Raw genomic sequence first — 25,334 nt, forward strand, 5'->3', positions numbered from 1 at the left:
CGGGTCCTTCACGTCGTCGGGTGATCCTGTCACCGATGTGATGGCACGCGCTCACGGAGTGTTCGGTGGTCTCACTCACACCGCGGCGGATGGTGAACGCGTCCGGGGGCGCCGCCTATCCTCGAAGGCGTGAGTAGCACGCTCGACACCGACGAGCCGGTGGCCTGGGCCGCGCGGATCCGCGACGTCCTGGGCTCCGGTCCCGTGGTCGCCCTGACCGGGGCCGGTGTGTCCACCGACTCCGGCATCCCCGACTACCGGGGGCCGGACTCCCCGCCGCGCACACCGATGACCTACCAGCAGTTCACCGGCGACGCCGCCTTCCGCCGCCACTACTGGGCGCGCAACCACGTGGGCTGGCACCACGTGCACCGCACGCTCCCCAACGACGGCCACCGCGCACTGGCCGACCTCGAACGGGCCGGGGTGGTGGCCGGCGTCATCACGCAGAACGTCGACACCCTGCACGGCGCGGCGGGCAGCAGGCGCGTCATCGACCTGCACGGCCGCTACGACCGGGTGGCGTGCCTGTCCTGCCCGGAGCGGATCTCCCGGACCCGCCTGCACGAGCGCCTGACCCTGCTCAACCCCGGCTTCACCGACGGCGTGGCCGACGTGGAGGTCGCCCCGGACGCCGACGCCGTCCTGGCCTCGACGGAGGGCTTCCGGGTGGCCGACTGCGAGTCCTGCGGCGGTGTGCTCAAGCCCGACATCGTCTACTTCGGCGAGAACGTGCCCAAGGCGCGCGTGCTGGAGGCCTACCGCCTGGTCGACGACGCGGGCGCCCTGATCGTGGCCGGTTCCTCGCTGACCGTGCTCTCGGGGCGCCGGTTCGTCAAGCGCGCGGCCGAGCAGGGCAAGCCGGTCGTGATCGTCAACCGGGGCGCCACCCGCGCCGACCACCTCGCGGCGCTGACCGTGGACGCGGGCTGCACGCAGGTCCTGCGGGCCCTGGCCGAGGCCTACACCCGCTGACCCGGCGGCCGGCCCCCCTCACGCGCCCCACCTGCCCCGGGCCCCGCGCGCGGCCGTGCTCACCGGGGCCCGAGCGCCCGCCGCTCAGATGGCCTCGCGGCGCTGGAGGTAGACGAACGAACCCCAGCCGGGCAGCACCGGGAGCCAGAAGGTCAACAGCCGGAACAGCAGCACCGCCGGCAGCGCGACCGCAGCGGGCACCCCGGCCACGGCGGTCAGCCCGCCGATGAGCGCGGCCTCCACCGCGCCCAGACCGCCGGGCGTGGGCGCGGCCGATCCGATGGCGTTGCCCGCCAGGAACACCACCGCGACCGCCACCAGGCTCACCTGGGTGCCGGGGTCGGTGAAGGCCAGCACGGAGAAGTGCAGGCAGAACACGAACGCCACCGTCAGCAGCATCGTGCCGCCCAGGCCCAGCGCCAGACTCGCCGGGCGCTGGAGGGTGTCCATCAGCCGGGGCAGCACACCGCTCAGGTAGGGGCGCAGCCGGTCGGCGAAGGCCCGGCGCAGGCGCGGCACCAGCATGACCACGGCGACCGCGGCCGTGCCCGCGATGCTGACCGCCACCACCGTGGGAGAGGGGGTGAATCCCGTCCAGTAGGAGGTGCCGGTCAGGTAGGCGCACACGAGCAGTAGCGGAACGTGGACCATGAACCCGACCAGCTGGGACAGGCCGACCGCGGACAGGGCCAGGGAGGTGGGCGCGCCCGCCTTGACCGCGAAGCGGGCGTTGATGGCGATCGCCCCCAGGCCCGCCGGCGCGGCGATGCGCACGAACGAGGCGGCGTACTGCACCGCGACCGTCCGCCACCACGGCAGGGGAACGGGCACGAAGCCGATGAGGATCATGGCCGCCGCGACCATGCAGACGGTGGCCATGACCAGGGCGGCGCCCGCCCACGCCGGGTCGGCCTGACCGATGGTGGTCAGGTCCACGCCGGTCAGCTGGTAGGCCAGGACCAGGCCGACGGCGGTGGCGACGATGACGCTGACGACGGTGCGCGGCCGCATCCGTTCGAGGCGGGCGGGGGCCGCGGGGGCCTCCGGGGCGATCCGGGCGATCCGGTCCCCGATCTCGGACAGCAGCCGGCGGTCGCGGCGCAGGCCGCGCCGGGTCCCCGGGGGGAGCCCTGCGGGCTGGAGGAAGGGCAGGACGGCGGCGGTGGCGGACACGCCCAGGGCGCGCACGGCGGAGTCGACGGCCCGCTCGGCACCCACCCGCATGGCCAGGAGCGTGACCAGGGCGGCGTTGTCCAGGGACGACTTGAGCGGTGGCGCGGCCACCGCGCCGCGGTCGACCCCCGTCAGGACGACGTGGCGGGGGTCCTCGCGCAGGACGCCGACCGTGGCGCCGGTGAGGTTGCCGTGCGCGAGGCGGCGACGGTGCAGGGCCGCGAGGTTCTCCCACACCCGGTCGACGAGGTCGTCGGTGATCTCGTCGTCGGCCAGGGCGTCGAGGGTGCGGGTGTCGGGCAGTTCGCGGGCCACGATCACCGTGCCCGGTCCGGCCTCCCCGATCGCCAGGACGCGCGGGACGGTGACCCCCGCCTCGCGGGCGCTGAAGCTCATCAGCGCGGCGTGCTCGGCCCGGCGGCGGACCCCGTAGAGCATGCGGGGCGCGACCGGCCCCCGCAGCAGGAGCAGGTCGCGCAGGCGGCGCCAGAATCCGGCGGTGTTCTCGGAGCTGAGCAGCGACAGCTCCACCCGGGTGCCGTCGTCGAGGTCGGCGAGGTAGCGGGGGTTGCCCTCCTCATCGGCCCCGGCGGCGGCGATGGCGGTGGTGGTCAGCCCGAAGCGGTGGAGTTCGGCGTGCAGGCGCGCGTCGACCGGCTCCAGCGGCTGGGCTCCGACCATGTAACGGGCCAGGGCGGCACAGACGATCCCGACCAGGACGGTCAGCAGGAGGGCGGGTCCGCTGCTCACACCGGCCAGCAGGGCGCACAGGGCGCCGGCGGCGACGCTGTACCACAGCAGTGAGCGCACGCGCGGCATGCCGGTGGGCATGGTGCGCGCGAAGGCGATGGCGGCAGCCACGTAGCCGAGGGTGGCGCTGGTGAACAGCTCGGGGGGTACGCCGCTCAGGGCGTCGCCGGGCACGTCCGGCACGGACGCGGGGTCGCGGCCCACCAGGGTGCTCAGGGCCGCGTTGATGAGGGAGGCCAGCGCGTAGGCCGCGATCGCGGCGGTCATGACGCGCGCGAGGCCGCGCAGGTCGCCGTTGATGAGGGTGCGCAGGACGGCGTAGGAGGCCAGGACGAGCAGCAGCAGGTTGGCGGCCACCGCGATCAGGAAGAGCAGGCCGGTGGGCAGGAGCGAGCTCACCACGGCCGGGCCGGGGATCTGTTCGCCGTCGGTCGCCACACGCACGCCGAGGAGGATCGCCGCGACCGCGACCAGGCCCGCGGCGCCGACCAGGAGGTCGACGGGTCTGCGCGGGGTTCTCGTGGTGCGGGGGCCCGGGGCGGGCGCCTGCGGGTCGGTTCGGGTCGTCACGCCTCCCAGCCTGCCCGACCCGTGGTGGACCCGGCGTGAGGACCAGGGGCGTTTCGTCCGTTATGCACGGTTCGGGACCACGCTGTGACCACCCCGTGGCCAATGCGGGGCCAACGCGGGGCCGCGAAGGCCGACCCCCGCGCGGGCGGCCGGGTGGCCGCCGGGCACACGCGGGGCGGACGTCCCGTCGGACGTCCGCCCGGATGCCTCAACGGGTTGGTCGCCTCATTCGGGCAGCGGCAGCAGTCCGCGCCGGTAGGCGGCCACGAGATTGCGCGGAACGCGGTACTCCCGCCCGCCCACGTGGATGGTGACCAGGTCGGGGGTGCTGGCCTTCCACTGGGAGCGGCGGGTGCGGGTGTTGGACCGCGACATCTTGCGTTTCGGTACGGCCATCGGTCCTGTCCTTGTCGTGGTGGTGGTGGTCGTCGCGACAACGGGCGCGCCGCGTCGCGAACACCGGGGGTTCGGCGGTCGTTTCGGCCCCGGGGGCACGCCGCCCCGGTCCCGCCGACCGCCGCGTGCCGGTCATGGCATGCCGGTCATGGCATGCCGGTCATGGCATGCCGGTCGTGGCGGGGCGGTCGTGGCGGGGCCCCGCCGCGGCCGGTCAGCGCCGCTGGTAGCGGCGCTGGAAGCGCTCCACCCGGCCGGCGGTGTCCACCACGCGGGCGGTACCGGTATAGAAGGGGTGGCTGGCGCTGGAGATCTCCACGTCGATGACGGGATAGCTCTTGCCGTCGGTCCACTCCACGGTCTTCTCGCTCGTGGCGGTGGAACGGGTGAGGAAGGCGAAGTCGGCCGCGCGGTCGCGGAAGACGATCGGCCGGTAGTCGGGGTGGATGCCGGGTTTCATGGATGCCTCCTGGTGGCGGGTCGGCCGGTCAGCGGATCAGCGTTCCTCGCGGAACTCGACGTGGCGGCGGGCGCGGGGGTCGTACTTCTTCAGGACGAGCCGGTCGGGCGTGTTGCGCCGGTTCTTGCGGGTCACGTACGTGTAGCCGGTTCCGGCGGTGGACTTGAGCTTGATGATGGGGCGAACCTCGTTGCGCGCCATGGGTGCCTCCTCTGGGGTCGCAGACGATACAAGTCAATGATAACCGTTTTCATTCCCACCTTGGACGACACTCGAAGCCAGAGCACAATGTCCGTGTTTGACTACACAGTGTGATGAAATCTCCCTCGACGGCTCATGGACCGGACGCGGCACCGCCCAGGCGAGGACACACATGGCGCACCACATCCACGACCCCGCGCACCCCACCCGGCGCCGGGCCCTGCTCACCACCGCCGGACTGGGTGCGCTGGGGGCGTGCGCCCTCACCGGCGGCCCGCCCGCCCTCGCCGCGGCCACCGCGCCGCCCTCCGCCCCGCTCACCGGCTCCCGCCTCACGTTCACACCCGTCCCGGTCGCCCGCGAGGACGCGGTCACCGTCCCCGAGGGGTACACCGTCCGCGTCCTGGCGCCCTGGGGCGCGCCGATCGGCCCGCGCAGCCCCCGCTGGCGGCCCGACGCCGCCGACACCGCCGCCGCGGCCCTGCGCCAGGTCGGCACAGGGCACGGCGGTGTGCAGTACCTGCCGCTGAGCCCCAGCCACGAGGGCAACCGGAGCGGCCTGCTGGTCCTGACCCACGCCACCGCCGACCCCGTCCTGCTGCACACCGACGGAGGCCAGTCCCCCACCGCCGAACGCGCCGCCAAGGAGATGGCCTCACTCGGGCTGAGCGTGCTGCGCGTCGAACTGAGCGACGGCCGGTGGCGCGTGCGGGCCGACGAGCTCAACCGCCGCCTGACCCCCTCCTCGCCCGTCACCTTCGCCGGCCCCCTGGAGGGGCACGCCGCGCTGGAGACCGGAGCCGAGGCCCTCGGCGTCCTCGGCGGGTTCGCCCACGCCGTCACCCCCTGGGGCACCTTCCTGACCGGGGAGGACACCATCGCCGACGCCTTCGGCACCGACGACGAGCGCTGGCGGTCCGGCCCGGAGCAGGAGCGCTACGGACTGGCCGCCGACGCCTCCGCCTACGGCTGGCACGCCCACCATCCCCGCTTCGACCTCGCGGCGACCCCCGAGGAGGCCCACCGCTTCGGCTGGACCGTGGAGGTCGACCCCTTCGCTCCGGACGCCGTTCCCGCCAAACGGACCGCGCTCGGGCGCCTGGCCGCGCGCGGCGCCGCGGTGGTCGAGTCGCGGGGGCACGCGGTGGTCTACCTCAGCGACGACACCCACCTGTACAAGTTCGTCACCGGCCGCCCCTGGCGGGAGATCCGCAACGCCACCACCAGCCCGCTCGACGAGGGCACCCTCCACGCGGCCCGGCTGGACTCGAACGGGACCGGCACGTGGATCCCGCTCGTCCACGGCCGCGACGGCCTGCGCGCCGCGTTCCGGGACCAGGCCGACGTGCTCCTGCGGGCCCGCGAGGCCGCCGACGCGGTGGGCGCCACCACCCTGCGCCGCCCGGGGCGGCCCGCCGTCCACCCCGAGACCGGCACGGTCTACTGCCCCGAGAGCGCGTCGCGGGGCGGTGGCCGGGTGCTGTCCTGGACCGAGGGCGCGGGCGACCACGGCGCCGCGATCATGAGCTGGCGCGAGTTCGCCCGCCCAGGTCAGGGTTCGGACGCCGGCGGCACCGTGTTCGGCTCCCCCGACAGCGTGCACTGCGGCGTCGACGGGCGCCTGTGGATCACGACCGACGTGGCGGGCGTGGTCGACCGGGACCACCGCGCGCAGCTGGGCAACAGCGCCCTGCTGTGCGCCGATCCCGAGACGGGCGAGGTCCGCCGCTTCCTCACCGGTCCGCCCGGGTGCGCCATCACGGGTGTGAGCGCCACTCCCGACCAGGGCACCCTGTTCGTCACCGTGCATGGTCCCGGCTCGGCCGAGCCGGACGACGACGGACCCACCGCCGAGGATCCCCGGGCGGTCAGCAACTGGCCCGGCTTCGACCCGCGCGGTCGCCCCCGCTCCGCCGTGGTGATCGTCAGCCGCCGCGACGGCGGCCGCGTCGGAACCTGACGGTTCCACCACACGCCCCGCCCGCCCCACGAGCGCCGGGGTCCACGCACGGAAGCGACCGGCGTGGGCCCCGTGCCACCCCCTCGCGCACACGCGCCGTGGGGCGCCCGACGCCCGACGCCCGCGGGGCGCCCGCCCGGCGCCCCGCTAGGGTGTGGGCCCAGGGCGACGGTCAGGGGCGAGCGTGGGTGTGGGCCAGAACGCGGGCGGGTTCCGTCTGGTGCGGGAGCTGCGCTCGGGCGGGTCGGGAACGGTGTACCTGGGCGAGGACGCCTCCGGTGGCCTGGCGGCGGTCATGCTGCTGCACCCGCACCTGGCGGCCGGCCCGCAGGTCCGCCGCTCCTTCGCCCAGGAACTCGTCGCCGCCCGCACGGTGCGGGGGCCCTTCCTCGCCGCGATCGTGGACGCCGACGCCGACCCGCCCTGGATCGCCACCGAGTACGTCCAGGGCCCCACCCTGGCCCAGGCGGTGCGCGAGCACGGCCCGCGCGCCGGAAGGGACCTCCAACGGCTGGCGGTGGCCACCATCACCGCGCTGGGCGCGATCCACGCCGCCGGGGTGGTGCACCACGACCTCACACCCGACCACATCCTGCTCGGGCCGGACGGACCACGAGTGACCGGCTTCGGCCTCTCCCGCGCCGTCGTCCGCGACGTCCACGCACGCGCCTCGGCCGCCCGGATCCGGGGCCTGGGCTACACGGCCCCCGAAGAGTTCGACGGCACCGCCGCGGGGCCGGCCGCGGACCTGTTCGCCTGGGGCGCGGTCATGATCCATGCCGCCACCGGGGCGGAGGCCTTCCCCGCACCCACCCTCATCGCGGGCCTCCACAAGGTTCTCCATGCTCCGCCCGAGACCGGGAGCCTCACCGACCCGCTGCTCGGGATCGTGCTGGCGTGCACGGCCAAGGACCCCGACCGGCGGCCCACCGCGCGTCAGGTCTGGGACATGCTCCTCACCGGCAGCACCGCGCCATCGCCCCCCGACAGGATCGGACCGGTCCGCGCCGACCCCGACGACGACAAGGCCCGGCTGCGCCGTGTGCCCGAGAACGGCGGCGCCCCCGCCGTGCACGACACGAACCGCGTCGAGGGCGACGTTGCCGGCCAGGTGGTCCAGGTCGGGGCCGTCCACGGTGATCTGACGGTCCACACGGGACCGCCCCGGCCCGAGACCCCGGTATGCGTCACGGTCGAACCCGCGTACGCGGTCATGGAGTACACCTACGACGGGTCGACGCGCTCACCCGTGGAGAAGAGCGCCCTGTTCGTGGAGGCGACCACCGCGCAAGCGGTGATCCTGCACCGGCTCCGCCCGTTCGTCACGCGGCGGATCACCGACTACGGCGAGTTCGATCCCACCTCCGTGCCCGCTGCGCTGCTGCCGGGCAGGGAGTTCGTCGCGAGGCTCGGCTCACCGAAGCCCGCACTCTACGAGGCCGGCGTCGACACCCAGACGCTCCGGTCCGGCCCGCGCCGTGCCACCCGAGGGGCCGGCTTCCCGTACTACGTCACCGAGGGCGGCCCCGAGCACTTCGTCATCCGTCCGGTCAGGGACAGGACCTACGAACCGATGGAAGCGTTCGACGGTGACCTGGTCGAATGGCATCTGGAGCTGGACTGGTCGTGCCTCGGTCGGCGCGGCACGCTCCTGGTGGACGACGAGGGGGCGCCGTTCCTGTGCCGCCCCGAAACCCTTTTGTGAGTCCGCCCGGATCGCCACGCGGAAACGACGAATGCCGGCCGCGACCACGGGGGTCGCCGCCGGCATTCGCGTTCGGCCAGGTGGACGGTCCGGCCGAGGTCCGGTCAGACCGGCTGCACGCGCTTGGCCGCTTCGCGTTCGGCGCGGAGGCGGCGTGCCTCGTCCGGGTCCAGCAACGGCGCCGCCGTCAACAACTGACGCGTGTACTCACTCCGCGGAGACTCGTACACACTGTCGCTGTCACCCATCTCCACGACCTCGCCCCTGCGCATCACCGCGACCCGGTCCGAGACCTGACGCACCACCGCCAGATCATGGGCCACGAAGATGTACGTCAACCCGAAATCATCCTGCAACTCCGACAGCAACCGCAACACCTGGTCCTGCGTGGACACGTCCAACGCCGAGACCGGCTCATCACAGATGATCAGCTTCGGCTTCAAGATCAACGCCCGCGCGATCGCGATCCGCTGACGCTGCCCACCCGAGAACGCGTGCGGGAACCGGTTGTAATGCCCCGGCTCCAACCCCACCCGCTCAAGAAGCTCCTGCACCCGCGCGCGCACCTTCCTACCGTCGCGCTCACCCTGCACCTTCAACGCCGTACCGATCGCGTCCCCCACCGTCACCCGCGGATTCAACGACGAGTACGGGTTCTGGAACACCATCTGCACATCACGCCGCAGCGGACGCAGCTCACGGTCCGACAGGTGCGTGATGTCACGGCCCTCGAACTCCACCCGGCCCCGGGTGGGCTCCAACAACCGCATGATCATCCGCGACAGAGTCGACTTACCCGACCCCGACTCCCCCACCACACCCAGCGTCTCACCCTGGCGCAGCTCGAACGAAACACCCTTGACCGCCCAGAAATCCGTCGAGCGGCCCCACATACCCCCACGCACCCTGAACCGCTGCGCCACATCCTCCACCTTCAGCAGAGGGGTGTCGCCGGCGGTGTCGCTGGGTGTGAAGGCCTGGAAGGCGCCGGGGGCGGTGGTGACGCCGGCCTTCTTGTCGCGCTCGACACGGTCGGCGCGGTCGCTGGCGCGTCGTTGTGCGCGGGAGACCTCCACCCGCGGCACCGCGGCCAACAGAGCCCGCGTGTACGGATGCTCCGGCGCCGACAGCACCGTGCGCACGTCCCCGCGCTCCACCGCCACGCCCTTGCGCATCACCACGACCTCGTCCACCGACCCCGCCACCACGGCCAGATCGTGCGAGACCAGGATCAGACCCATCCCCAGATCCCGGCGCAGCTCATCCAACAGGTCCAGCACCTGCGCCTGCACCGTCACATCCAGCGCCGTCGTCGGCTCGTCGGCCAACAACACCTTGGGGTCGCACATCAACCCCATCGCGATCACCACCCGCTGGCGCATACCACCGGAGAACTCGTGCGGATAGGAGTTGATCCGCTTCGCCGGCTCCGGGATCCCCACCCGCTCCAGCGACTCCACCGCCTTCTTGCGCGCCTGGGCCTTGCCCGCCTTGGGATGGTGGACCCGGTAGGCCTCCACCAACTGGTTACCGATCGTGTACTGCGGGTGCAGCGACTGCATCGGGTCCTGGAAGACCATCGCGATGTCGTTGCCGCGCATCCGCCGCAGCTCCCGATCCGAAGCCGTGACCACGTCCTTGCCCGTGACCTCGATCGAACCAGTGATCCTGGCCCGGCTGCCCCGGTGCAACCCCATCAGCGCCAGCGACGTCACGCTCTTACCCGAGCCCGACTCGCCCACGATGCCGAGGGCGCCGCCGGCCGGCACCTCGAAGGACAACCCGTTCACCGCGTGGACGTCGCCGTCCATCGTCGGGAACGTCACCCGCAGGTCGTCCACGCGGACGACGGGCTCGGTCGAGGCCATGTCAGATTTCCTTTGATAGTGCTGCGCCGCAGGCGTCCGTACGGTCGGTGGGCGACGGGTGGGCGAAAGACGGTCAGGTCGGCCGCTGTCGCGTGCTAGCTCGTGATCCGCACCCGCGGGTCGACGATCGGGTAGAGGAGGTCGACGATCAGGTTGCAGATCACGATGAAGAACGCGCCCATGAGCGTGACGCCGATGATCACCGGCAGGTCCTTGGCCACGATGGCGTCGATCGCGAACTTGCCGATGCCGTTGAGCGAGAACGTGGTCTCGGTCAGGATGGCGCCGCCCAGGACCAGACCGATGTCCAGGCCGAAGATCGTCACGATGGGCGTGAGCGTCGGGCGCAGCGCGTGCTTGAAGATGACCCGGCGCTCGCTCAGGCCCTTGGCCCGGGCGGTACGGATGTAGTCCTCGCCCAGCGTCTCCAGCATTCCCGCACGGGTCTGCCGGGCGTACTGCGCGGCGTGCAGGAAGGCCAGGGTCACCCAGGGCAGGAACATGACCTGCACCCAGCCCACCGGGTCCTCCCCGAGGGGCACGTAGCGCGGGACCGGGAAGAGGTTCCAGCTGTGCACCAGGAAGGCCAGGGCCATCAGACCGGTGAAGTAGATCGGAAGGGACACGCCGACCAGGGCCAGGGACATGGCGATCCGGTCGAAGATGCTGCCCTTCTTGACGGCCGACAGGACACCGACCGCGACACCGCCGACGATCCACATGACCGCCGCACCGGCGGCCAGGGAGACCGTGACCGGGAGCCGGTTGAGGATCTGCTCCAGGACCGGGGTGTTCGTGGTGAAGGAGTAGCCCAGGCACGGGGCCGCGCACTCCACGGTCTCGCGACCGAAGGTGAACTCGGCGCCGAAGAGCAGGTCCCGGACGAAGTTGTAGAACTGCACGGCGATCGGCTGGTCGAGGCCGAGCCGTTCCACCGTGGCCTCGAGCGCGGCCGGGGTGGGCGCCTTGCCCACGTACATGGCGGCCATGCCCTGCGGGGACACGCCGGCCCACTTGGGCAGGACGAAGAAGATCCAGAAGGTCACCATCGTCACGATGGCGAGCAGCAGCACGCCCGCGCCCAGGCGGCGAAGAATGTAGGTCAGCATCGCGGTCGGCGGCGGGGGTATCCACGGGGCCGTGGATCCCCCGCCGCCTTCACCTGCCTTGTCGTACTAGTTCGGAACGTGGCCGGTGTGACTAACCGCGGTCGACACCCAGCGCCATGAAGTCGTACATGGCGTAGCCGGGCTGGAAGTAGACGTTGGTCAGCTCGGTGGAGCGGTAGTACATCGCGCGGTCGAAGACCACGGGCAGGATGGCGGCCTGCTCCATCACCAGCGTGTCGATCTGGGCGTAGATCGAGGAGCGCTCGTCCGGGTCCTCGGTCTGCACGGCCTCTTCCCAGAGCTCGTTGATCTCCGGGTCATCGATCTCGGCGGTGTTGTAGTTGCCGGTCTCGGTGATGGCGGCGCCGTCGGTGATCGGCTGGGCGAAGCCGTAACCGGTGGGCCAGTCGGGGATCCAGCCGGAGACGCTCATGCCGATGTTGTTCTCACGGACGAAGTCCTGGGAACCGGCGTACTGGCCGAAGAAGTCACCGGCCGGGTAGGTCTCGATGGTCGTCTCGATACCGACGCGGCTCAGGGCCTCCTGCAGCGCCTCGGCGGTCTGGATGTCCTTGTCGCGACCCTCGCGGGCGGCGATGACGGTCTCGAAGCCGTCCTCCTCGCCGCACTCCTCGAGCTTGGCCTCGGCGGCCGCAAGGTCACCGGTGTTGTCCTCGGAGGGGTAGAGGTCGCTCTCCGGGTCCGAGCCGGGGATCGCCGGCGGGAGCAGGTTGGTGGCGATGTCGCCGCCCAGCTCGCCGCCCCAGGCGCGGTGCATGCTGTCGCGGTTGGCCGCGTACATGATGGCCTGACGGCAGGCGACGTCCTCGATCACGGGCGTGTGGATGTTCACGTAGCGCAGGGCGCCCGAGTACAGGTTGTCCATGTTGGGACGGGCGTCCTCGTCGGCGGCCAGGCGGCTGTGCATGGCCGGGCCGACGCCGGTGCCGGCCAGGTCGACGTCGAGGTCGCCGTTGACCAGGCGCTCGTCGATCTCGTCCTGGTTCATGCCCAGCTCGACCTCGATGTTGTCGGGCAGCGCCCGGCGGATCGGGTCGGTCTCGGGGTCCCAGTGCTCGTTGCGCTCCAGGTTCAGCGCGACGCCCGGCTCGTAGTCGCCGTCGAACTGGTAGGGGCCCGAGGAGAGGACGTGCTGCTGGTACAGCTCACCGCGGTCCGCGTCGACCGGCACGGGGGCCGTCTGCGGCATGATCAGGATGTTGGGGAACTCCGAGAAGCTCTCCTTGAGCTTGAAGACCAGGGTGTAGTCGTCCGGGGTCTCGATCGCGTCGAACTCGCCGAGCGGGTCCGAGGACTCGTAGACGTTGAACTCCGGGTCGGCGTCGAGCTTCTGGGAGAAGTAGCTCGGGCCGTTCGCCAGCGTGCCGCCGTTGAAGTCACCGCGGATGATGCCGTACTTGATGTCCTGTGCGGTGATCTCGGAGCCGTCCTCGTACTTGAGGCCCTCCTTGATCTGCACGGTCCACTCGGTGAAGTTCTCGTTGGGCTCGGGCATGGCCGCGGCCGTGTCCGGGACCAGCTCGGTGGCGTTCTCGCCCGGCTCGCTGTTGTAGGTGAGCAGGGTGCGCGCGTAGTAACGCGAGAAGTTCCAGCTGAAGCCGTAGTAGGTGTCGCCGGGGTCGACGGAGTCCCAGTCCTGCGCCATGGCGTAGCGCAGGGTGCCGCCGGTGGCGTCCGAGGCGTTGACGACCTCGGTCTCGGCGAGGTTGAAGCCGGCGCCGTCGGCGCTGCCACCGCCGTCGGCGCTGTCACCGCCGCCGCAGGCGGCCAGGAAGATGGATGCCGCCGCGCCGAGCGCGACGAAACCGAGGGTGCGTTTCCTCAAGGGAGAACCTCTCTACCGAACCTGATGGGGATGAGTGGACCCGCGGGTCGATCCGCGTCCGTCCGGGGAGGGGCGAGTGCCCCGCCCCGCGACGACGCGGATCAGTCCGAGGTCTTGGGGTCGAAAGCGTCGCGGAGGCCGTCACCGAAGAGGTTGAACGCCAGAACGGTGATGAAGATGGCGAGGCCGGGGTAGATGATGAAGTACGGTCCGGTCTCGTAGAACTGGATCGCTTCGGAGAGCATCTTTCCCCAGCTCGGGGTGGGCGGGTTGATGCCCACACCCAGGAAGCTCAGCGCCGCCTCGAACAGGATGTTCGTGGGGATCAGCAGCGTGGAGTACACGATGATCGGCGTGACCAGGTTCGGCAGGATCTCCTTGATGAGGATGTGCCGGTTGCTGGCGCCGAGGCTGCGGGCCGCCTCGACGAACTCGCGCTCACGCAGGGAGAGCGTCTGTCCGCGGACGATGCGGGCGACGTAGGGCCAGTTGAAGAACCCGATGATGAAGACGATGACGCCGACGCGCAGCCCGTTGCCGGTCAGCCCCAGCACGCCCTCGGGGATGACGCCCACGAGCGCGATGGCGAAGAGCATCAGCGGGAAGGCCAGGAAGATGTCCATGGCCCGGCTGATGACGGTGTCGACCCAGCCGCCCTTGTACCCGGCGATGATGCCCAGGACCGTGCCGATGACCACGCACACCAGCGTGGACAGGAACGCGACCAGCAGCGAGATCTGCGCGCCGTAGAGCAGGCGGCTGAACATGTCGCGGCCGGTGGTGGGCTCGAGCCCGAGCCAGTGGTCGGAGCTGATGCCGCCCCAGGGGTCGGTCACCGCGAACCCGGTGGCCGGGTCGGTGGGGTTCTCCGGGTCCTTGAAGGGAAGCCGGGTGCCGGGGTCGATGAGGTCCTGGTGGTACTCGGTGGGCGGGTAGCCGAACCACTTGACCAGGAGCGGTGCGAGCACCGCGGCCAGGACGAGGAGGACGACGACGACGCCGGAGACCATGGCGACCTTGTCGCGCCGCAGTCGCTGCCAGGCGATCTGGCGCAGCGACCGGTTGTCCGAGTCGCCGTGGCCGCTCACGGCGGCGCCAGAGACCTCGGCATCGCTCGCGGGCGGGTCCGCCGCTTCGGGGGCATGCGAGGGCGCGCTCATCAGGCCACCACTCTCCACTCATACGCTTCGGCCGAGGGGAGGGCGGGAACCCGCGCGTGAGTCCTGGAGGGGGTGCCCTTTGAGGGGGCCTCACTGCGGGAGCCTGCCGGGTCTCGGCGCTGGCTGGCATAGGCGTCGGGTCGACGGGGACGGCAAGGTGGTCCGTCTCCGTCGGTTCCGGCTGAGCGAGGTGCCCGAACTCACCGTGAGGTGTTGGGCACATCCCGCGGCCTGAACGCCCGGGCTGTTACACAGCGACCAACGTACTCGCCAGTTGGACACCTATCGTCCAATTTCCGGCCATGTAGCTAAATCGTGACAATGTATGGCAAAAACCCCACAATCGACCTAAGCAGTCGAAAGTGTGCATTCATCCCACGACCAAGCTGACCTGGCCCGACGGTGCCGGGGGTCGCGTGAGTCACGATACGTCCGGTGACATGACGACTTGTCCGTCGAAGCCCGGTGCTATGGCAAGTGCTATGGCTCCGAAGGCCGTTCGTTACCGGTCCTCGACACAAAGAAGACCCGGCCGTAGCCGGGTCCACCGAGGGAGCCGCGAAGGCCCGCCCGGGTCACGGAGGGTGACGAAACGACCGAGGTGCTCCGCCGCCGGCGGAGCCCCGGGAGCGCCTAGTCGATACCGCGCTTCTTCAGCAGGTCCTCGATGTCGCTGAAGTCGGAGAGGTCGTCGGCCGCGGACTTCTTCGGCGCCTTGGCGCCGACCTGGCCCGCGGGCGCGGCGGCGGGACCGGCGGCCTTCGCGCCGCCCTCGGGCTTGGCCGCGCCCTGTGCGCCCTTGGCGGCTCCGCGCGGGGTGGTGCCCAGACCGCGCACGCGCATGAAGCCCGAGACGACGTAGAGGACCACCGAGACCCCCACCATGACCGCGCCCGCCCAGACCAGCGGGTTGAACACCAGTCCGGCCACGATGCCCACGAGGCTGAGGACGAACTGCCAGATGGCGTTCATCAGGCCGAGCAGACCCGCGGCCAGCGGCAACAGGGACCACGCCACACCGCGCAGTCCCGAGGCGACGCCCTTGCGACGCCAGACGAAGAAGGAGATGAGCAGCCCCACGATGGTGAGGGCCGCTCCCAGGGAAAGGCCGGCGGTTACTGTCAGGTCGTCAGGCATGGCTCCAGTCTCGCATCCGGCGCCGCCGCGCACATCCGGACGATCCCTTAGGGCGAGCCCGTGGTCCGGCGCCTCGATCCCCCGGAGCCCTCGCCCAGTACCCCCCTGCCTCCAGCCTACCGGCACCGCGCTCGCCCCGGCGGGACGGCGCCGAGCGACAGGGCACCGCACACCTGTGGGCACCGCCGAGCGGCTGTGAGGCACGAGACACGTGTGGCCGGCGACGCGCGGGGGCCGCGACCGGGCACGGCCACGCCGCTCTCCTAGGCTGATCGGCAGGGTCCCCCTACAGCCACTCAGGAGTCGTTCACATGAGCACGCAAGCGCAGATCGGTGTCACCGGACTGGCGGTGATGGGCCGCAACCTCGCCCGCAACCTGGCCCGCAACGGTTTCACCGTCGCGGTGCACAACCGCACCGCCGCCCGCACCGACGCCCTGGTCGAGGAGTTCGGCCAGGAGGGCGACTTCGTCGCGGCCCGCACCGCGAAGGAGTTCGTCGCCGCGCTGGAGCGCCCCCGCCGGCTCGTGGTCATGGTCAAGGCCGGAGCGCCCACCGACGCCGTCATCGACGAGTTCGCTCCCCTGCTGGAGTCCGGCGACATGATCATCGACGGCGGCAACGCGCACTTCGCCGACACCCGCCGCCGTGAGCGCCGACTGCGCGAACAGGGCCTGCACTTCGTCGGCACCGGCATCTCCGGTGGCGATGAGGGCGCCCTGCACGGGCCCAGCATCATGCCGGGCGGCTCCAAGGAGTCCTACGCCGTGCTCGGCCCCATCCTGGAGCGGATCGCCGCCAAGGCCGAGGACGGCACGCCCTGCGTGTCCCACGTGGGCCCCGACGGCGCGGGCCACTTCGTGAAGATGGTGCACAACGGCATCGAGTACGCCGACATGCAGCTGATCGGCGAGGCCTACCAACTGCTGCGCGACGTGGCCGGCTACACCCCCGGCCGCATCTCCGACATCTTCCGCACCTGGAACACCGGCCGCCTGGACTCGTACCTGATCGAGATCACCGCCGAGGTGCTCGCGCACGTGGACGCGCATACCGGACAGCCGTTCGTGGACGTGGTCGCCGACGCCGCCGAGCAGAAGGGAACCGGCCGCTGGACGGTGCAGACCGCGCTCGACCTGGGCGTTCCGGTCTCCGGCATCGCCGAGGCGGTCTTCGCTCGCTCCCTGTCGGGGCACGTGCCGCTGCGCGAGGCGTCCCGGTCGCTGGAGGGACCCGAGCCGCGGGCGCTGACCGAGGAGGAGGCCGCCGCCTTCGCCGACCGCGTCGAGCAGGCGCTCTACGCCTCCAAGATCATGTCCTACACGCAGGGCTTCCACGAGATCACCGCGGGCGGCGACGAGTACGGCTGGGACATCGACCCGGGCGCGGTGGCCGCCCTGTGGCGCGGCGGCTGCATCATCCGGGCCGCGTTCCTGGACCGCATCCGCGCCGCCTACGACACGCGCCCGGACCTGCCGAGCCTGCTGTCGGACGCCACGTTCGCCCGGGAGGTCGCCGACGCCCAGGACGACTGGCGCGAGGTCATGGTGGCGGCCACCCGCCAGGGCGTGCCCGTGCCGGGCTTCGCCGCCGCGCTGGCCTACTACGACTCCCTGCGCGCCGAGCGCCTGTCCGCCGCGCTCATCCAGGGCCAGCGGGACTTCTTCGGCGCCCACACCTACCGGCGCACCGACCGGGAGGGCTCGTTCCACACGCTCTGGGGCGGTGACCGCTCCGAGGTCGAGGCCTGAGCCTCGCGAACGCCGCGGGGGCGGGACCGCGTTCGCGGTCCCGCCCCCGTTCCCACACGTGCGGACGCCGTCCGATCGGGCGGCGTCCGCTGGGACGGCCGGTGCTCAGCGGTCGGCGACCAGGGACTCCAGCCAGTCCATGTCCACGCCCACCAGGCTCTCGCGGAAGACGACGCCCTCGCGCGGAGGGATCACCACGTGGTCGGGGACGGCGACGGTCACGCAGCCGGCGTCGGCCGCGGACGTCACGCCCACCAGGGAGTCCTCGAAGGCGACGCAGCGGCGGGCGTCGACGCCCAGGCGGCGCGCGGCCCGCAGGTAGGGGTCGGGGTCGGGCTTGTTGGCGGCGACCTCGTCACCGGCCACGGAGTCGTCGAAGCTCTCCAGGCCGATCCCCCCGATGGCGGCCTCGATCAGCTCGCGCTCGGTGGAGGTCACCAGCACCACCGGGACCCCCGCCTCGGAGATCGTCCGGACCAGTTCCTTGGCGCCCGGACGCAGCCGGGCGCCGCCCTCCAGCTTGCTCCGGAACTTCGCGTACAGCTCCCGGGCGACCTGGCGCGGGGTGAGGTCGGCGCCGGTCAGCTCGATGATGTAGCGGGCCACCGGATCGGCCGCGTTGCCGACGTTGCGCGCGTGGTCCTGCTCGGTCCACACCCCGCCCAGCTCGGCGACCAGCTCCGCCTCGGACTCGTTCCACAGGTGCTCGCTCTCGATGAGCGTGCCGTCCATGTCCAGCAGGACCGCCTGGAGCCGCCTCCCGGTCTCGGCCGCGGACGTGTCTCGGTTCAGCGTGATCGGTTCGCTCATGCGCACGGCGGTGTCTCCGGGCCGCTCGGCCGCGGGCGACACCACACTCTCCCCTCGTGTGTCGGGACTCCCCGGGTCGCCCACGGGGCGCTCAGGCATCCTGTGTTCGTTTCCCGCCATCGCCCCTCAGGCGCTACGCGAGAGGCAGCGGCTCGCAACCGGAAGCCTCCGGCTCCAGCACACGCCATCGTCCTGGACCGGTGGCGCACGGCCCGTGAAGCACGGCCATCGGCGCGGCGACCGGCCGGCGAACTCTCCGGCGGGCACCACAATGGACAGCCTCCGGCTCCACCCGCCCGTCACCCACCATCGCCCTCCGGGCGCCCAGCGAGCAGTGAGGGCTTCCACCCTCAACAGAGAGCCTTCAGCTCCGGCTCCACCCGCCCGTCACCCACCATCGCCCTCCGGGCGCCCAGCGAGCAGTGAGGGCTTCCACCCTCAACAGAGTGCCTTCGGCTCCGGCTCCGGCTCCACCCATGGTGCGGGGCGGAGCCGGCCGCGTCGACCCCTACCTGCCGAGAGGGAGGCGGATCACACGCCGATCAGACGTTGAAGTACGTCGCCTCCGGGTGGTGGATGACGATCGCGTCGGTGGCCTGCTCCGGCACCAGCTGGAACTCCTCCGACAGCGTCACGCCCACGCGCTCGGGCTCCAGCAGCCGCATGATCTTGGCCCGGTCCTCCAGGTTGGGGCAGGCCCCGTAGCCCAGGGAGAAGCGGGCGCCCCGGTAGCCGAGCTTGAAGAAGGCGTCGAGCTCGGCCGGGTCCTCACCGGCGAAGCCCAGCTCGGCCCGCACCCGCGTGTGCCAGTACTCGGCCAGGGCCTCGGTCAGCTGCACCGACAGCCCGTGCAGCTCCAGGTAGTCGCGGTAGGCGTTCTTCTCGAACAGCTGCGCGGTGGCCCGGCTGATCGCCGCGCCCACGGTCACGACCTGGAAGGACACCACGTCCAGCTCACCGGACTCCTTGGGCCGGAAGAAGTCGGCCAGGCACAGGTGGCGGTCGCGGCGCTGGCGCGGGAACGTGAAGCGCGTGCGCTCGATCTTACCGTCCTCGTCCAGCACGACGAGGTCGTCGCCCTCGCTGTAGCAGGGGTAGTGCCCGTGCACGACCGCGGCCTCCAGCAGGCCGTCGGTCTGGATGCGGTCCAGCCACATCCGCATGCGGGGCCGGCCCTCGGTGGCCACGAGCTCCTCGTAGGAGGGGCCGTTGCCGCCGCGGGCGGCCTTGAGCCCCCACTGCCCCATGAACGTGGCGCGCTCGTCGAGGAAGGCCGCGTACTCGGCCAGCGGGATGCCCTTGCTGATGCGGTCGCCGAAGAACGGCGGGACGGGCACCCGGTTGTCGGTCGCCACGTCGCTGCGGGCGGGCATGTCCTCGGGCTCGGTCACCTTGAGAGTGGCGCCCTTGCGCACCCGGCGCTGGCGCAGCGCGGGCAGCTCGGCGCCCTCCTCGCCGCGCTTGACGGCCATGAAGGTGTCCATCAGGCGCAGGCCCTCGAAGGCGTCCTTGGCGTAGCGGACGTGGCCCTGGAACATCTCCGCCAGGTCCTGCTCCACGTAGGAGCGGGTCAGGGCGGCGCCGCCCAGCAGCACGGGGAAGCGCTCGGAGATGCCCCGGGAGTTCATCTCCTCCAGGTTCTCGCGCATGATCACCGTGGACTTGACCAGCAGGCCGGACATGCCGATGACGTCGGCGCGCTCCTTCTCGGCGGCCTCCAGGATCGCCGAGACCGGCTGCTTGATCCCGATGTTGACGACGTCGTAGCCGTTGTTCGACAGGATGATGTCGACCAGGTTCTTGCCGATGTCGTGGACGTCGCCCTTGACGGTGGCCAGGACGATCCGGCCCTTGCCGTCGTCGTCGGTCTTCTCCATGTGCGGTTCGAGGTAGGCCACCGCACCCTTCATGACCTCGGCGGACTTGAGGACGAACGGCAGCTGCATCTGGCCGGAGCCGAACAGTTCACCGACGGTCTTCATGCCCGAGAGCAGGGTCTCGTTGACGATGGCCAGCGCGGGCTTGTGCGCCAGCGCCTCGTCGAGGTCGCCCTCCATGCCGGCCATCTCGCCGTCGATGATCCGCCGCTCCAGGCGCTCCCAGAGCGGCAGCGCGGCCAGCTCCTCGGCGCGCGAGGCGCGCATGGCCTTGGCGTCCACGCCCGTGAACATGTCGATGAACCGCGACAAAGGGTCGTAGTCGTCCGTGCGCCGGTCGTAGACCAGGTCCAGGGCGACCTGGCGCTGCTCCTCGGGGATCTGGTTGATCGGCACGATCTTGGAGGCGTGCACGATCGCCGAGTCCAGGCCCGCCTCGACCGCCTCGTGCAGGAACACCGAGTTCAGCACGATGCGGGCGGCGGGATTGACGCCGAAGGACAGGTTGGACAGGCCCAGGGTGGTCTGCACGTCCGGGTAGCGGCGCTTGAGCTCGCGGATGGCCTCCAGCGTCTCGATGCCGTCGCGGCGGGTCTCCTCCTGCCCCGTGGTGATGGGGAAGGTGAGGCAGTCGATGATGATGTCGCCGGTGCGCAGGCCCCAGTCACCGGTGATCTCCTCGATGAGGCGGCTGGCCACCCGCACCTTCCACTCGGAGTCGCGGGCCTGACCCTCCTCGTCGATGCACAGGCCGACCACGGCGGCGCCGTGCTCCTTGACCAGGCGCATGATGCGCTGGAAGCGGGAGTCGGGGCCGTCGCCGTCCTCGTAGTTGACGGAGTTGATGACCGCGCGCCCGCCCAGGGACTCCAGGCCCGCCTCCAGCACCTGCGGCTCGGTGGAGTCGAGCATGACCGGCAGCGTGGAGGAGGTGGCGAAGCGGAACGCGAGCTCGCGCATGTCGCGCACGCCGTCGCGTCCCACGTAGTCGATGTTGAGGTCGAGCAGGTGGGCGCCGTCGCGGATCTGGTCGCGCGCGATCTCCACGCAGGCGCCCCAGTCCTCGGCGAGCATCGCGTTGCGGAACTTCCTGGAACCGTTGGCGTTGGTGCGCTCGCCGACCGCGAGGTAGCTGGAGTCCTGGCGGAAGGGCACGCTCTGGTAGAGCGAGGACGCCGAGGGCTCCACCAGGGGCTTGCGCTGCTTGATACCGCGGCCCTGCACGCGCTCGACCACCTGGCGCAGGTGCTCGGGCGTGGTGCCGCAGCAGCCGCCGGCGACGCTCAGGCCGAACTCGGTGGTGAAGGTGTCGTGGGCGTCGGCCAGTTCGGAGGGGGTGAGCGGGTAGACGGCGCCGTGGGAGCCCAGCTGCGGCAGACCGGCGTTGGGCATGCAGGAGATGGGCACGGTCGCGTGGTGCGAGAGGTAGCGAAGGTGCTCGCTCATCTCGGTGGGGCCGGTGGCGCAGTTGAGGCCGATGACGTCGATGCCGAGCGGTTCCAGGGAGGTCAGCGCGGCACCGATCTCCGAGCCCATCAGCATGGTGCCGGTGGTCTCGATGGTGACCTGGGCGATGATCGGGACGTCCTTGCCCAGGGCGCGGCGGGCGCGGTCGGCGCCCACGACGGCGGCCTTGACCTGGAGCAGGTCCTGGCAGGTCTCGATGAGGATGGAGTCGGCGCCGCCGTCGATGAGGCCGCGGGCGCACTGCTCGTAGTAGTCGCGCAGGTGGGCGTAGGGGGCGTGGCCCAGCGTCGGCAGCTTGGTGCCGGGGCCCATCGAGCCCAGGACGTAGCGCGGCTGGTCCTTGGTGGAATAGGCGTCGGCCGCCTCACGGGCCACCCGGGCACCGGCCTCGGCGATCTCGTAGGTGCGGTCCTCGATGCCGTACTCGGACAGGCCACCGAAGTTCGCGGAGAAGGTGTTGGTCTCGATGCAGTCCGACCCCACGGCCAGGAAGGCGGCGTGGGTGTCGTGCACGATGTCGGGCCGCGTGATGTTGAGGATGTCGTTGCAGCCCTCGTGCCCCTGGAACTGGTCGAGGTCGAGGTCGTGAGCCTGGAGCATGGTGCCCATGGCGCCGTCCGCGACGATGACACGTTGGGACAGTGCTTCACGGAAGTTCGGGCGAGCGCTCATAGTGCACAACTCTAGTCTCGGGGCGCCGTGGCGACCCAGTCTGCTCCCGGCGGTTGCGGCACTGGATCGACCCTCGGTGCGGGCGGGTCGGTACGTCCGGGGACAGCTCTGTCCTGGTCGTTCACTGTTGGCGAGGCTACCTCATGGCGAGTATCGCCAGCTGAGACAACCATCCCAAAATTTGTCAGGTTCCGGTCTCGGGTGGTCGCCGGGTCCCACGGTTTCCCGGGCGGCGCGGCACCCCATAGGGTGGAGGGCGTCCGCGGCAGGAAGGGGCCACCGATGATCAAGCTCGCACGCGAGCTCGTCGAGCCTGTCATGGTGGCGGCGTTCGAGGGCTGGAACGACGCGGGTGAGGCGGCCAGTCTGGCCATCGAGCACCTGGCGGAGCAGTGGGACACCTATGACCTGTGCGAGCTCACCCCGGACGACTACTACGACTTCCAGGTCACGCGGCCGAGGATGACGGTCGTGGAGGGCCTGGCGTCCGCGGTCGAGTGGCCCACCACGACGGTGAGAGTCGCCACTCCTCCGGGTGCCGAACGCGACGTCGTCCTCGTCACCGGCCCGGAGCCGAACATGCGCTGGCGGTCCTACGCGGCCGACCTGCTCGCGATCGCCCGCGAACTGGGCGTGCGGCGGGTGCTCATGCTGGGCTCGCTGCTGGCCGACGCCCCGCACACCCGGCCGATCCCGATCACCGGGATCGCCTCGCCGGTGGAACTGGGCGAACGCTTCGGCCTGGAGGCGACCACCTACTCCGGTCCGACGGGGATCGTGGGCGTGGCCCACGAGACCTTCGCGTCCGTGGACGTGGAGACGATCTCCCTGTGGGCGGCGATCCCGCACTACGTCGCACAGCCCCCGTGCCCGAAGGCGACCCTGGCGCTGCTGGCGTGGGTCGAGGACTACCTGGACGTGCGGGTACCGCTGGGCGAGCTCCCCGAGGACGCCGTGACGTGGGAGACCAACGTCAACGAGCTCACGGAGGAGGACGAGGACATCGCCGCCTACGTGCGCGGCCTGGAGGAGGCCAAGGACACGGCCGAACTCCCCGAGGCCTCCGGCGACGCCATCGCACGGGACTTCGAGCGCTACCTGCGCCGCCGCGACGAGAGCTGACGCCCGCCGGGAACGGACATCGGGCCCCGGAGACCGTGAGAACGGTCTCCGGGGCCCTTTTTCGTCGTCCATGGCGTGATCCCCGTCACGGCTGTCACAGGATCCGGCCCCGCGGTGTCTTGATGCCGAACGCCCACAACGAAGGGAGAGGCCATGGACGAGAGCACCGAGGTGGTCGTGATCGGCGGCGGATACGCGGGTGTCATGGCGGCCAGCCGCCTGACCCGGCGTGACGACGTGACCGTGACCCTGATCAACCCGCGCCCGCACTTCGTCGACCGGATCCGTCTGCACCAGGTGGCCGGCGGCACCCACGAGGCGGTCGCCGAGTACGAGAAGGTCCTGGCCGGCGGGGTCCGGCTCGTCGTCGACACCGTGACCCGCATCGACACCGCCGGGCGCCGCCTGGACCTGGCGGGCGGCGACACGGTCGGCTACGACCACCTGGTCTACGCGGTCGGCAGCGGCACCGCGGTCCCGGACGTGCCCGGCGCCACCGAGTTCGCCACTCCGATCGCCACCCTGGAGGACGCCCGGCGAGCACGGCAGAGCATCGAGGCCGCCGCCGCCACGGCCCCCGTGACGGTGGTGGGCGCGGGCCCCACCGGAATCGAGACCGCCGCCGAACTGGCGGAGCGGGGCCGCACCGTGACCCTGGTCTGCGGCGGGGAGTTCGGCCCCTCCCTGCACCCGCGGAGCCGGCGCGCGGTCGCCGGGCGGTTGAACGCCCTCGGCGTGACCGTGCTCGACGGCCCCGGCACCCGGGTGAGGGCCGTGACGCGCGAGACCGTCCGGCTCGACGGCGGCCGCGAACTGCCCAGCGCGGTGACCGTGTGGACCGCCGGCTTCGGCGCGGGCGACCTGGCCCGGCGCAGCGGTCTGAGCACCGACGCGCTCGGCCGCCTGCGCACGGACGAGACCCTGACGAGCGTGGACGATCCGCGCGTCGTCGCCGCCGGGGACTCGGCGGCGCCCTCCGACCTGCCCTACCGGATGAGCTGCCAGGCCGCGGTCCAACTGGGGCCGCAGGCGGCCGAGACGGTCCTCAGCCGGATCGCGGGAGAGCGGCCCGCGCCCGTCACGGCGGGCTTCGCGGGGCTGTGCGTCAGCCTGGGACGGCGCGCCGGCCTCTTCCAGGCGACCCGCAGGAACGACACCGCGACCCGGTACGCCGTCGGCGGGCGCGCGGGCGCGACGATCAAGGAGGTCATCTGCCGGGGCATCCTCTGGCAGCTGGCCCAGGAGGCCCGCAGGCCCGGCGCGCGCTCGTGGTGGACCAAGGACGGCGAACGCGAGCGGCTGCTGCGGGACGCGCGCGGCACAGTGACGACCACCCGCTGAGGCCACGACCGACGACGGCGAGGAGCCGCCATGAGCGACGACACCACCGACCCGGCGACCGAGGCCTTCGTCGCCCACCGCAACCTGCTCTTCACGGTCGCCTACGAGATGCTCGGATCGGCGGTCGACGCCGAGGACGTCCTCCAGGAGACCTGGCTGCGGTGGGCGAGGGTCGACCTGGCGGGCGTGCGCGACGAGCGCTCCTACCTGGTGCGGATCACCACGCGGCAAGCGCTGAACCGGCTGCGCGCCAGACAGCGCCGCAAGGAGTCCTATGTCGGACCCTGGCTGCCCGAGCCGCTGCTGACCGCGCCGGACGTGGCACAGGACGTCGAGCTCGCCGAGAGCGTGTCGATGGCGCTGATGCTGGTCCTGGAGACGCTGGCGCCGACCGAGCGCGCCGTCTTCGTGCTGCGCGAGGTGTTCGACGTCGGCTACGACGAGATCGCGGCCGCCGTGGACAAGAGCCCGGCGGCCGTCCGTCAGATCGCGCACCGCGCCCGGCGGCACGTGGAGGCCCGCCGCCCGCGTGAGACCGTCTCGCCGAGCCGGACCCGGCAGGCGCTGGAGTCGTTCCGGCGCGCGCTGGACACCGGGGACCTCCAGGGACTGTGCGACGTGCTCGCTCCGCAGGTCGTGTTCCTGGCCGACGGCGGCGGCATCAGGAAGGCCGCGCTGCGGCCGGTCTCGGGGGCGGAGTCGGTGGGCCGCCTCATCCTCGGCGGCATCGGCAGGAGCGGGGTCTCGCTCACCGTCGACCCCACCGTGGTCAACGGCCACCCGGCGCTCGTGGTGCGGGTGGAGGAGGAGGTGGACGGCGTCCTCGCGGTCCGGATGGAGGACGCGGGCATCACCGGCCTGTACTACGTCCGCAACCCGCAGAAGCTGACGCGCGTGGGGCGGGAGACTCCGCTGTCCCTGCGGTGACCGCCCGACGACGGGGAGCACGGCCGGGGCCGCAGGGGCGGATCCGGCCGTGCTCCG

At 71.7% G+C, this 25,334-nt stretch carries 18 protein-coding genes; 7 read left to right on the top strand and 11 right to left on the bottom strand.

All coding sequences use genetic code 11. The features are described 5' to 3' along the window. Positions 1 to 129: 129 nt before the first annotated feature. The gene (locus DFP74_RS25620) at positions 130 to 975 is read left to right on the top strand and encodes an NAD-dependent protein deacetylase (RefSeq protein WP_121185504.1); all 846 of its coding nucleotides are present in this window, start codon (positions 130 to 132) and stop codon (positions 973 to 975) included. Between the two features lie 84 nt (positions 976 to 1,059). Here the strand turns inward: DFP74_RS25620 and DFP74_RS25625 are convergent, their stop codons facing one another. From DFP74_RS25625 to rpmG, 4 genes are all read right to left on the bottom strand, one after another. Continuing rightward, the gene (locus DFP74_RS25625) at positions 1,060 to 3,468 is read right to left on the bottom strand and encodes a lysylphosphatidylglycerol synthase transmembrane domain-containing protein (RefSeq protein ID WP_121185506.1); all 2,409 of its coding nucleotides are present in this window, start codon (positions 3,466 to 3,468) and stop codon (positions 1,060 to 1,062) included. A 225-nt stretch (positions 3,469 to 3,693) separates the two neighbouring features. Beyond that, complete coding sequence (rpmF, locus tag DFP74_RS25630; RefSeq protein WP_121185508.1) at positions 3,694 to 3,864, bottom strand: 50S ribosomal protein L32; 171 nt, start codon at positions 3,862 to 3,864, stop codon at positions 3,694 to 3,696. Between the two features lie 214 nt (positions 3,865 to 4,078). Next, complete coding sequence (locus DFP74_RS25635) at positions 4,079 to 4,324, bottom strand: type B 50S ribosomal protein L31 (protein ID WP_121185510.1); 246 nt, start codon at positions 4,322 to 4,324, stop codon at positions 4,079 to 4,081. Positions 4,325 to 4,360: 36 nt separating this feature from the next. Beyond that, positions 4,361 to 4,525, bottom strand: a complete 165-nt coding sequence (gene rpmG / locus DFP74_RS25640; RefSeq protein ID WP_053616566.1) for a 50S ribosomal protein L33 — start codon at positions 4,523 to 4,525, stop codon at positions 4,361 to 4,363. 172 nt (positions 4,526 to 4,697) lie between these two features. Here rpmG and DFP74_RS25645 point away from each other — a divergent pair, with 172 nt between their 5' ends. Continuing rightward, positions 4,698 to 6,485 carry a PhoX family phosphatase gene (locus DFP74_RS25645; RefSeq protein WP_121185512.1) on the top strand — a complete coding sequence of 596 codons (1,788 nt, stop codon included), beginning with the start codon at positions 4,698 to 4,700 and terminating at the stop codon, positions 6,483 to 6,485. Positions 6,486 to 6,669: 184 nt separating this feature from the next. After that, a complete protein-coding gene (locus tag DFP74_RS25650) occupies positions 6,670 to 8,190 on the top strand; it encodes a serine/threonine-protein kinase (protein WP_158613060.1) in 1,521 nt (506 codons plus the stop codon). A gap of 104 nt (positions 8,191 to 8,294) precedes the next feature. Here the strand turns inward: DFP74_RS25650 and DFP74_RS25655 are convergent, their stop codons facing one another. From DFP74_RS25655 to DFP74_RS25675, 5 genes are all read right to left on the bottom strand, one after another. Further along, positions 8,295 to 10,058 (bottom strand): ABC transporter ATP-binding protein, encoded by a 1,764-nt coding sequence (locus DFP74_RS25655; protein WP_121185516.1) that lies wholly within the window; start codon positions 10,056 to 10,058, stop codon positions 8,295 to 8,297. 95 nt (positions 10,059 to 10,153) lie between these two features. Further along, complete coding sequence (locus DFP74_RS25660; RefSeq protein WP_121185518.1) at positions 10,154 to 11,167, bottom strand: ABC transporter permease; 1,014 nt, start codon at positions 11,165 to 11,167, stop codon at positions 10,154 to 10,156. A 91-nt stretch (positions 11,168 to 11,258) separates the two neighbouring features. Then, complete coding sequence (locus DFP74_RS25665; protein WP_121185520.1) at positions 11,259 to 13,013, bottom strand: ABC transporter substrate-binding protein; 1,755 nt, start codon at positions 13,011 to 13,013, stop codon at positions 11,259 to 11,261. 101 nt (positions 13,014 to 13,114) lie between these two features. After that, entirely contained in the window at positions 13,115 to 14,173 is a 1,059-nt protein-coding gene (locus tag DFP74_RS25670) for an ABC transporter permease (protein ID WP_121185522.1), read from the bottom strand. Positions 14,174 to 14,806: 633 nt separating this feature from the next. Then, the gene (locus DFP74_RS25675) at positions 14,807 to 15,310 is read right to left on the bottom strand and encodes a cellulose synthase (RefSeq protein ID WP_121185524.1); all 504 of its coding nucleotides are present in this window, start codon (positions 15,308 to 15,310) and stop codon (positions 14,807 to 14,809) included. Positions 15,311 to 15,621: 311 nt separating this feature from the next. On the opposite strand from DFP74_RS25675, the gene gndA reads away from it, so the two are divergent. Then, positions 15,622 to 17,061: an NADP-dependent phosphogluconate dehydrogenase gene (gene gndA, locus DFP74_RS25680; protein ID WP_121185526.1), complete on the top strand. Its 1,440-nt coding sequence runs from the start codon at positions 15,622 to 15,624 to the stop codon at positions 17,059 to 17,061. Between the two features lie 105 nt (positions 17,062 to 17,166). Here gndA and DFP74_RS25685 read toward each other — a convergent pair whose 3' ends face one another. Both DFP74_RS25685 and metH read right to left on the bottom strand, forming a co-directional pair. After that, positions 17,167 to 17,871 (bottom strand): HAD family phosphatase, encoded by a 705-nt coding sequence (locus DFP74_RS25685; RefSeq protein WP_121188516.1) that lies wholly within the window; start codon positions 17,869 to 17,871, stop codon positions 17,167 to 17,169. A 542-nt stretch (positions 17,872 to 18,413) separates the two neighbouring features. Beyond that, a complete protein-coding gene (metH, locus tag DFP74_RS25690; RefSeq protein WP_121185527.1) occupies positions 18,414 to 21,887 on the bottom strand; it encodes a methionine synthase in 3,474 nt (1,157 codons plus the stop codon). Between the two features lie 282 nt (positions 21,888 to 22,169). Here metH and DFP74_RS25695 point away from each other — a divergent pair, with 282 nt between their 5' ends. The 3 genes from DFP74_RS25695 (at position 22,170) to DFP74_RS25705 (ending at position 25,277) form a co-directional block, all read left to right on the top strand. After that, entirely contained in the window at positions 22,170 to 23,009 is an 840-nt protein-coding gene (locus DFP74_RS25695; RefSeq protein WP_121185529.1) for a PAC2 family protein, read from the top strand. Positions 23,010 to 23,162: 153 nt separating this feature from the next. Beyond that, positions 23,163 to 24,350 carry an NAD(P)/FAD-dependent oxidoreductase gene (locus DFP74_RS25700; RefSeq protein WP_121185531.1) on the top strand — a complete coding sequence of 396 codons (1,188 nt, stop codon included), beginning with the start codon at positions 23,163 to 23,165 and terminating at the stop codon, positions 24,348 to 24,350. Positions 24,351 to 24,380: 30 nt separating this feature from the next. Next, positions 24,381 to 25,277, top strand: coding sequence for an RNA polymerase sigma-70 factor (locus tag DFP74_RS25705; RefSeq protein WP_121185533.1), 897 nt, complete (start codon positions 24,381 to 24,383; stop codon positions 25,275 to 25,277). Positions 25,278 to 25,334: the final 57 nt, after the last annotated feature.

The organism is Nocardiopsis sp. Huas11 (assembly GCF_003634495.1).
In the GTDB taxonomy this organism is placed as follows: domain Bacteria; phylum Actinomycetota; class Actinomycetes; order Streptosporangiales; family Streptosporangiaceae; genus Nocardiopsis.

Excerpts from the sequence above, each read along its gene's own strand:
- rpmF (WP_121185508.1), bottom strand. The coding sequence starts at position 3,864 with ATGGCCGTACCGAAACGCAAGATGTCGCGGTCCAACACCCGCACCCGC.
- DFP74_RS25635 (WP_121185510.1), bottom strand. The coding sequence starts at position 4,324 with ATGAAACCCGGCATCCACCCCGACTACCGGCCGATCGTCTTCCGCGAC.
- rpmG (WP_053616566.1), bottom strand. The coding sequence starts at position 4,525 with ATGGCGCGCAACGAGGTTCGCCCCATCATCAAGCTCAAGTCCACCGCC.
- DFP74_RS25645 (WP_121185512.1), top strand. The coding sequence starts at position 4,698 with ATGGCGCACCACATCCACGACCCCGCGCACCCCACCCGGCGCCGGGCC.
- DFP74_RS25655 (WP_121185516.1), bottom strand. The coding sequence starts at position 10,058 with ATGGCCTCGACCGAGCCCGTCGTCCGCGTGGACGACCTGCGGGTGACG.
- DFP74_RS25660 (WP_121185518.1), bottom strand. The coding sequence starts at position 11,167 with ATGCTGACCTACATTCTTCGCCGCCTGGGCGCGGGCGTGCTGCTGCTC.
- DFP74_RS25670 (WP_121185522.1), bottom strand. The coding sequence starts at position 14,173 with ATGAGCGCGCCCTCGCATGCCCCCGAAGCGGCGGACCCGCCCGCGAGC.
- DFP74_RS25675 (WP_121185524.1), bottom strand. The coding sequence starts at position 15,310 with ATGCCTGACGACCTGACAGTAACCGCCGGCCTTTCCCTGGGAGCGGCC.
- gndA (WP_121185526.1), top strand. The coding sequence starts at position 15,622 with ATGAGCACGCAAGCGCAGATCGGTGTCACCGGACTGGCGGTGATGGGC.
- DFP74_RS25685 (WP_121188516.1), bottom strand. The coding sequence starts at position 17,871 with ATGAGCGAACCGATCACGCTGAACCGAGACACGTCCGCGGCCGAGACC.
- metH (WP_121185527.1), bottom strand. The coding sequence starts at position 21,887 with ATGAGCGCTCGCCCGAACTTCCGTGAAGCACTGTCCCAACGTGTCATC.
- DFP74_RS25695 (WP_121185529.1), top strand. The coding sequence starts at position 22,170 with ATGATCAAGCTCGCACGCGAGCTCGTCGAGCCTGTCATGGTGGCGGCG.
- DFP74_RS25700 (WP_121185531.1), top strand. The coding sequence starts at position 23,163 with ATGGACGAGAGCACCGAGGTGGTCGTGATCGGCGGCGGATACGCGGGT.
- DFP74_RS25705 (WP_121185533.1), top strand. The coding sequence starts at position 24,381 with ATGAGCGACGACACCACCGACCCGGCGACCGAGGCCTTCGTCGCCCAC.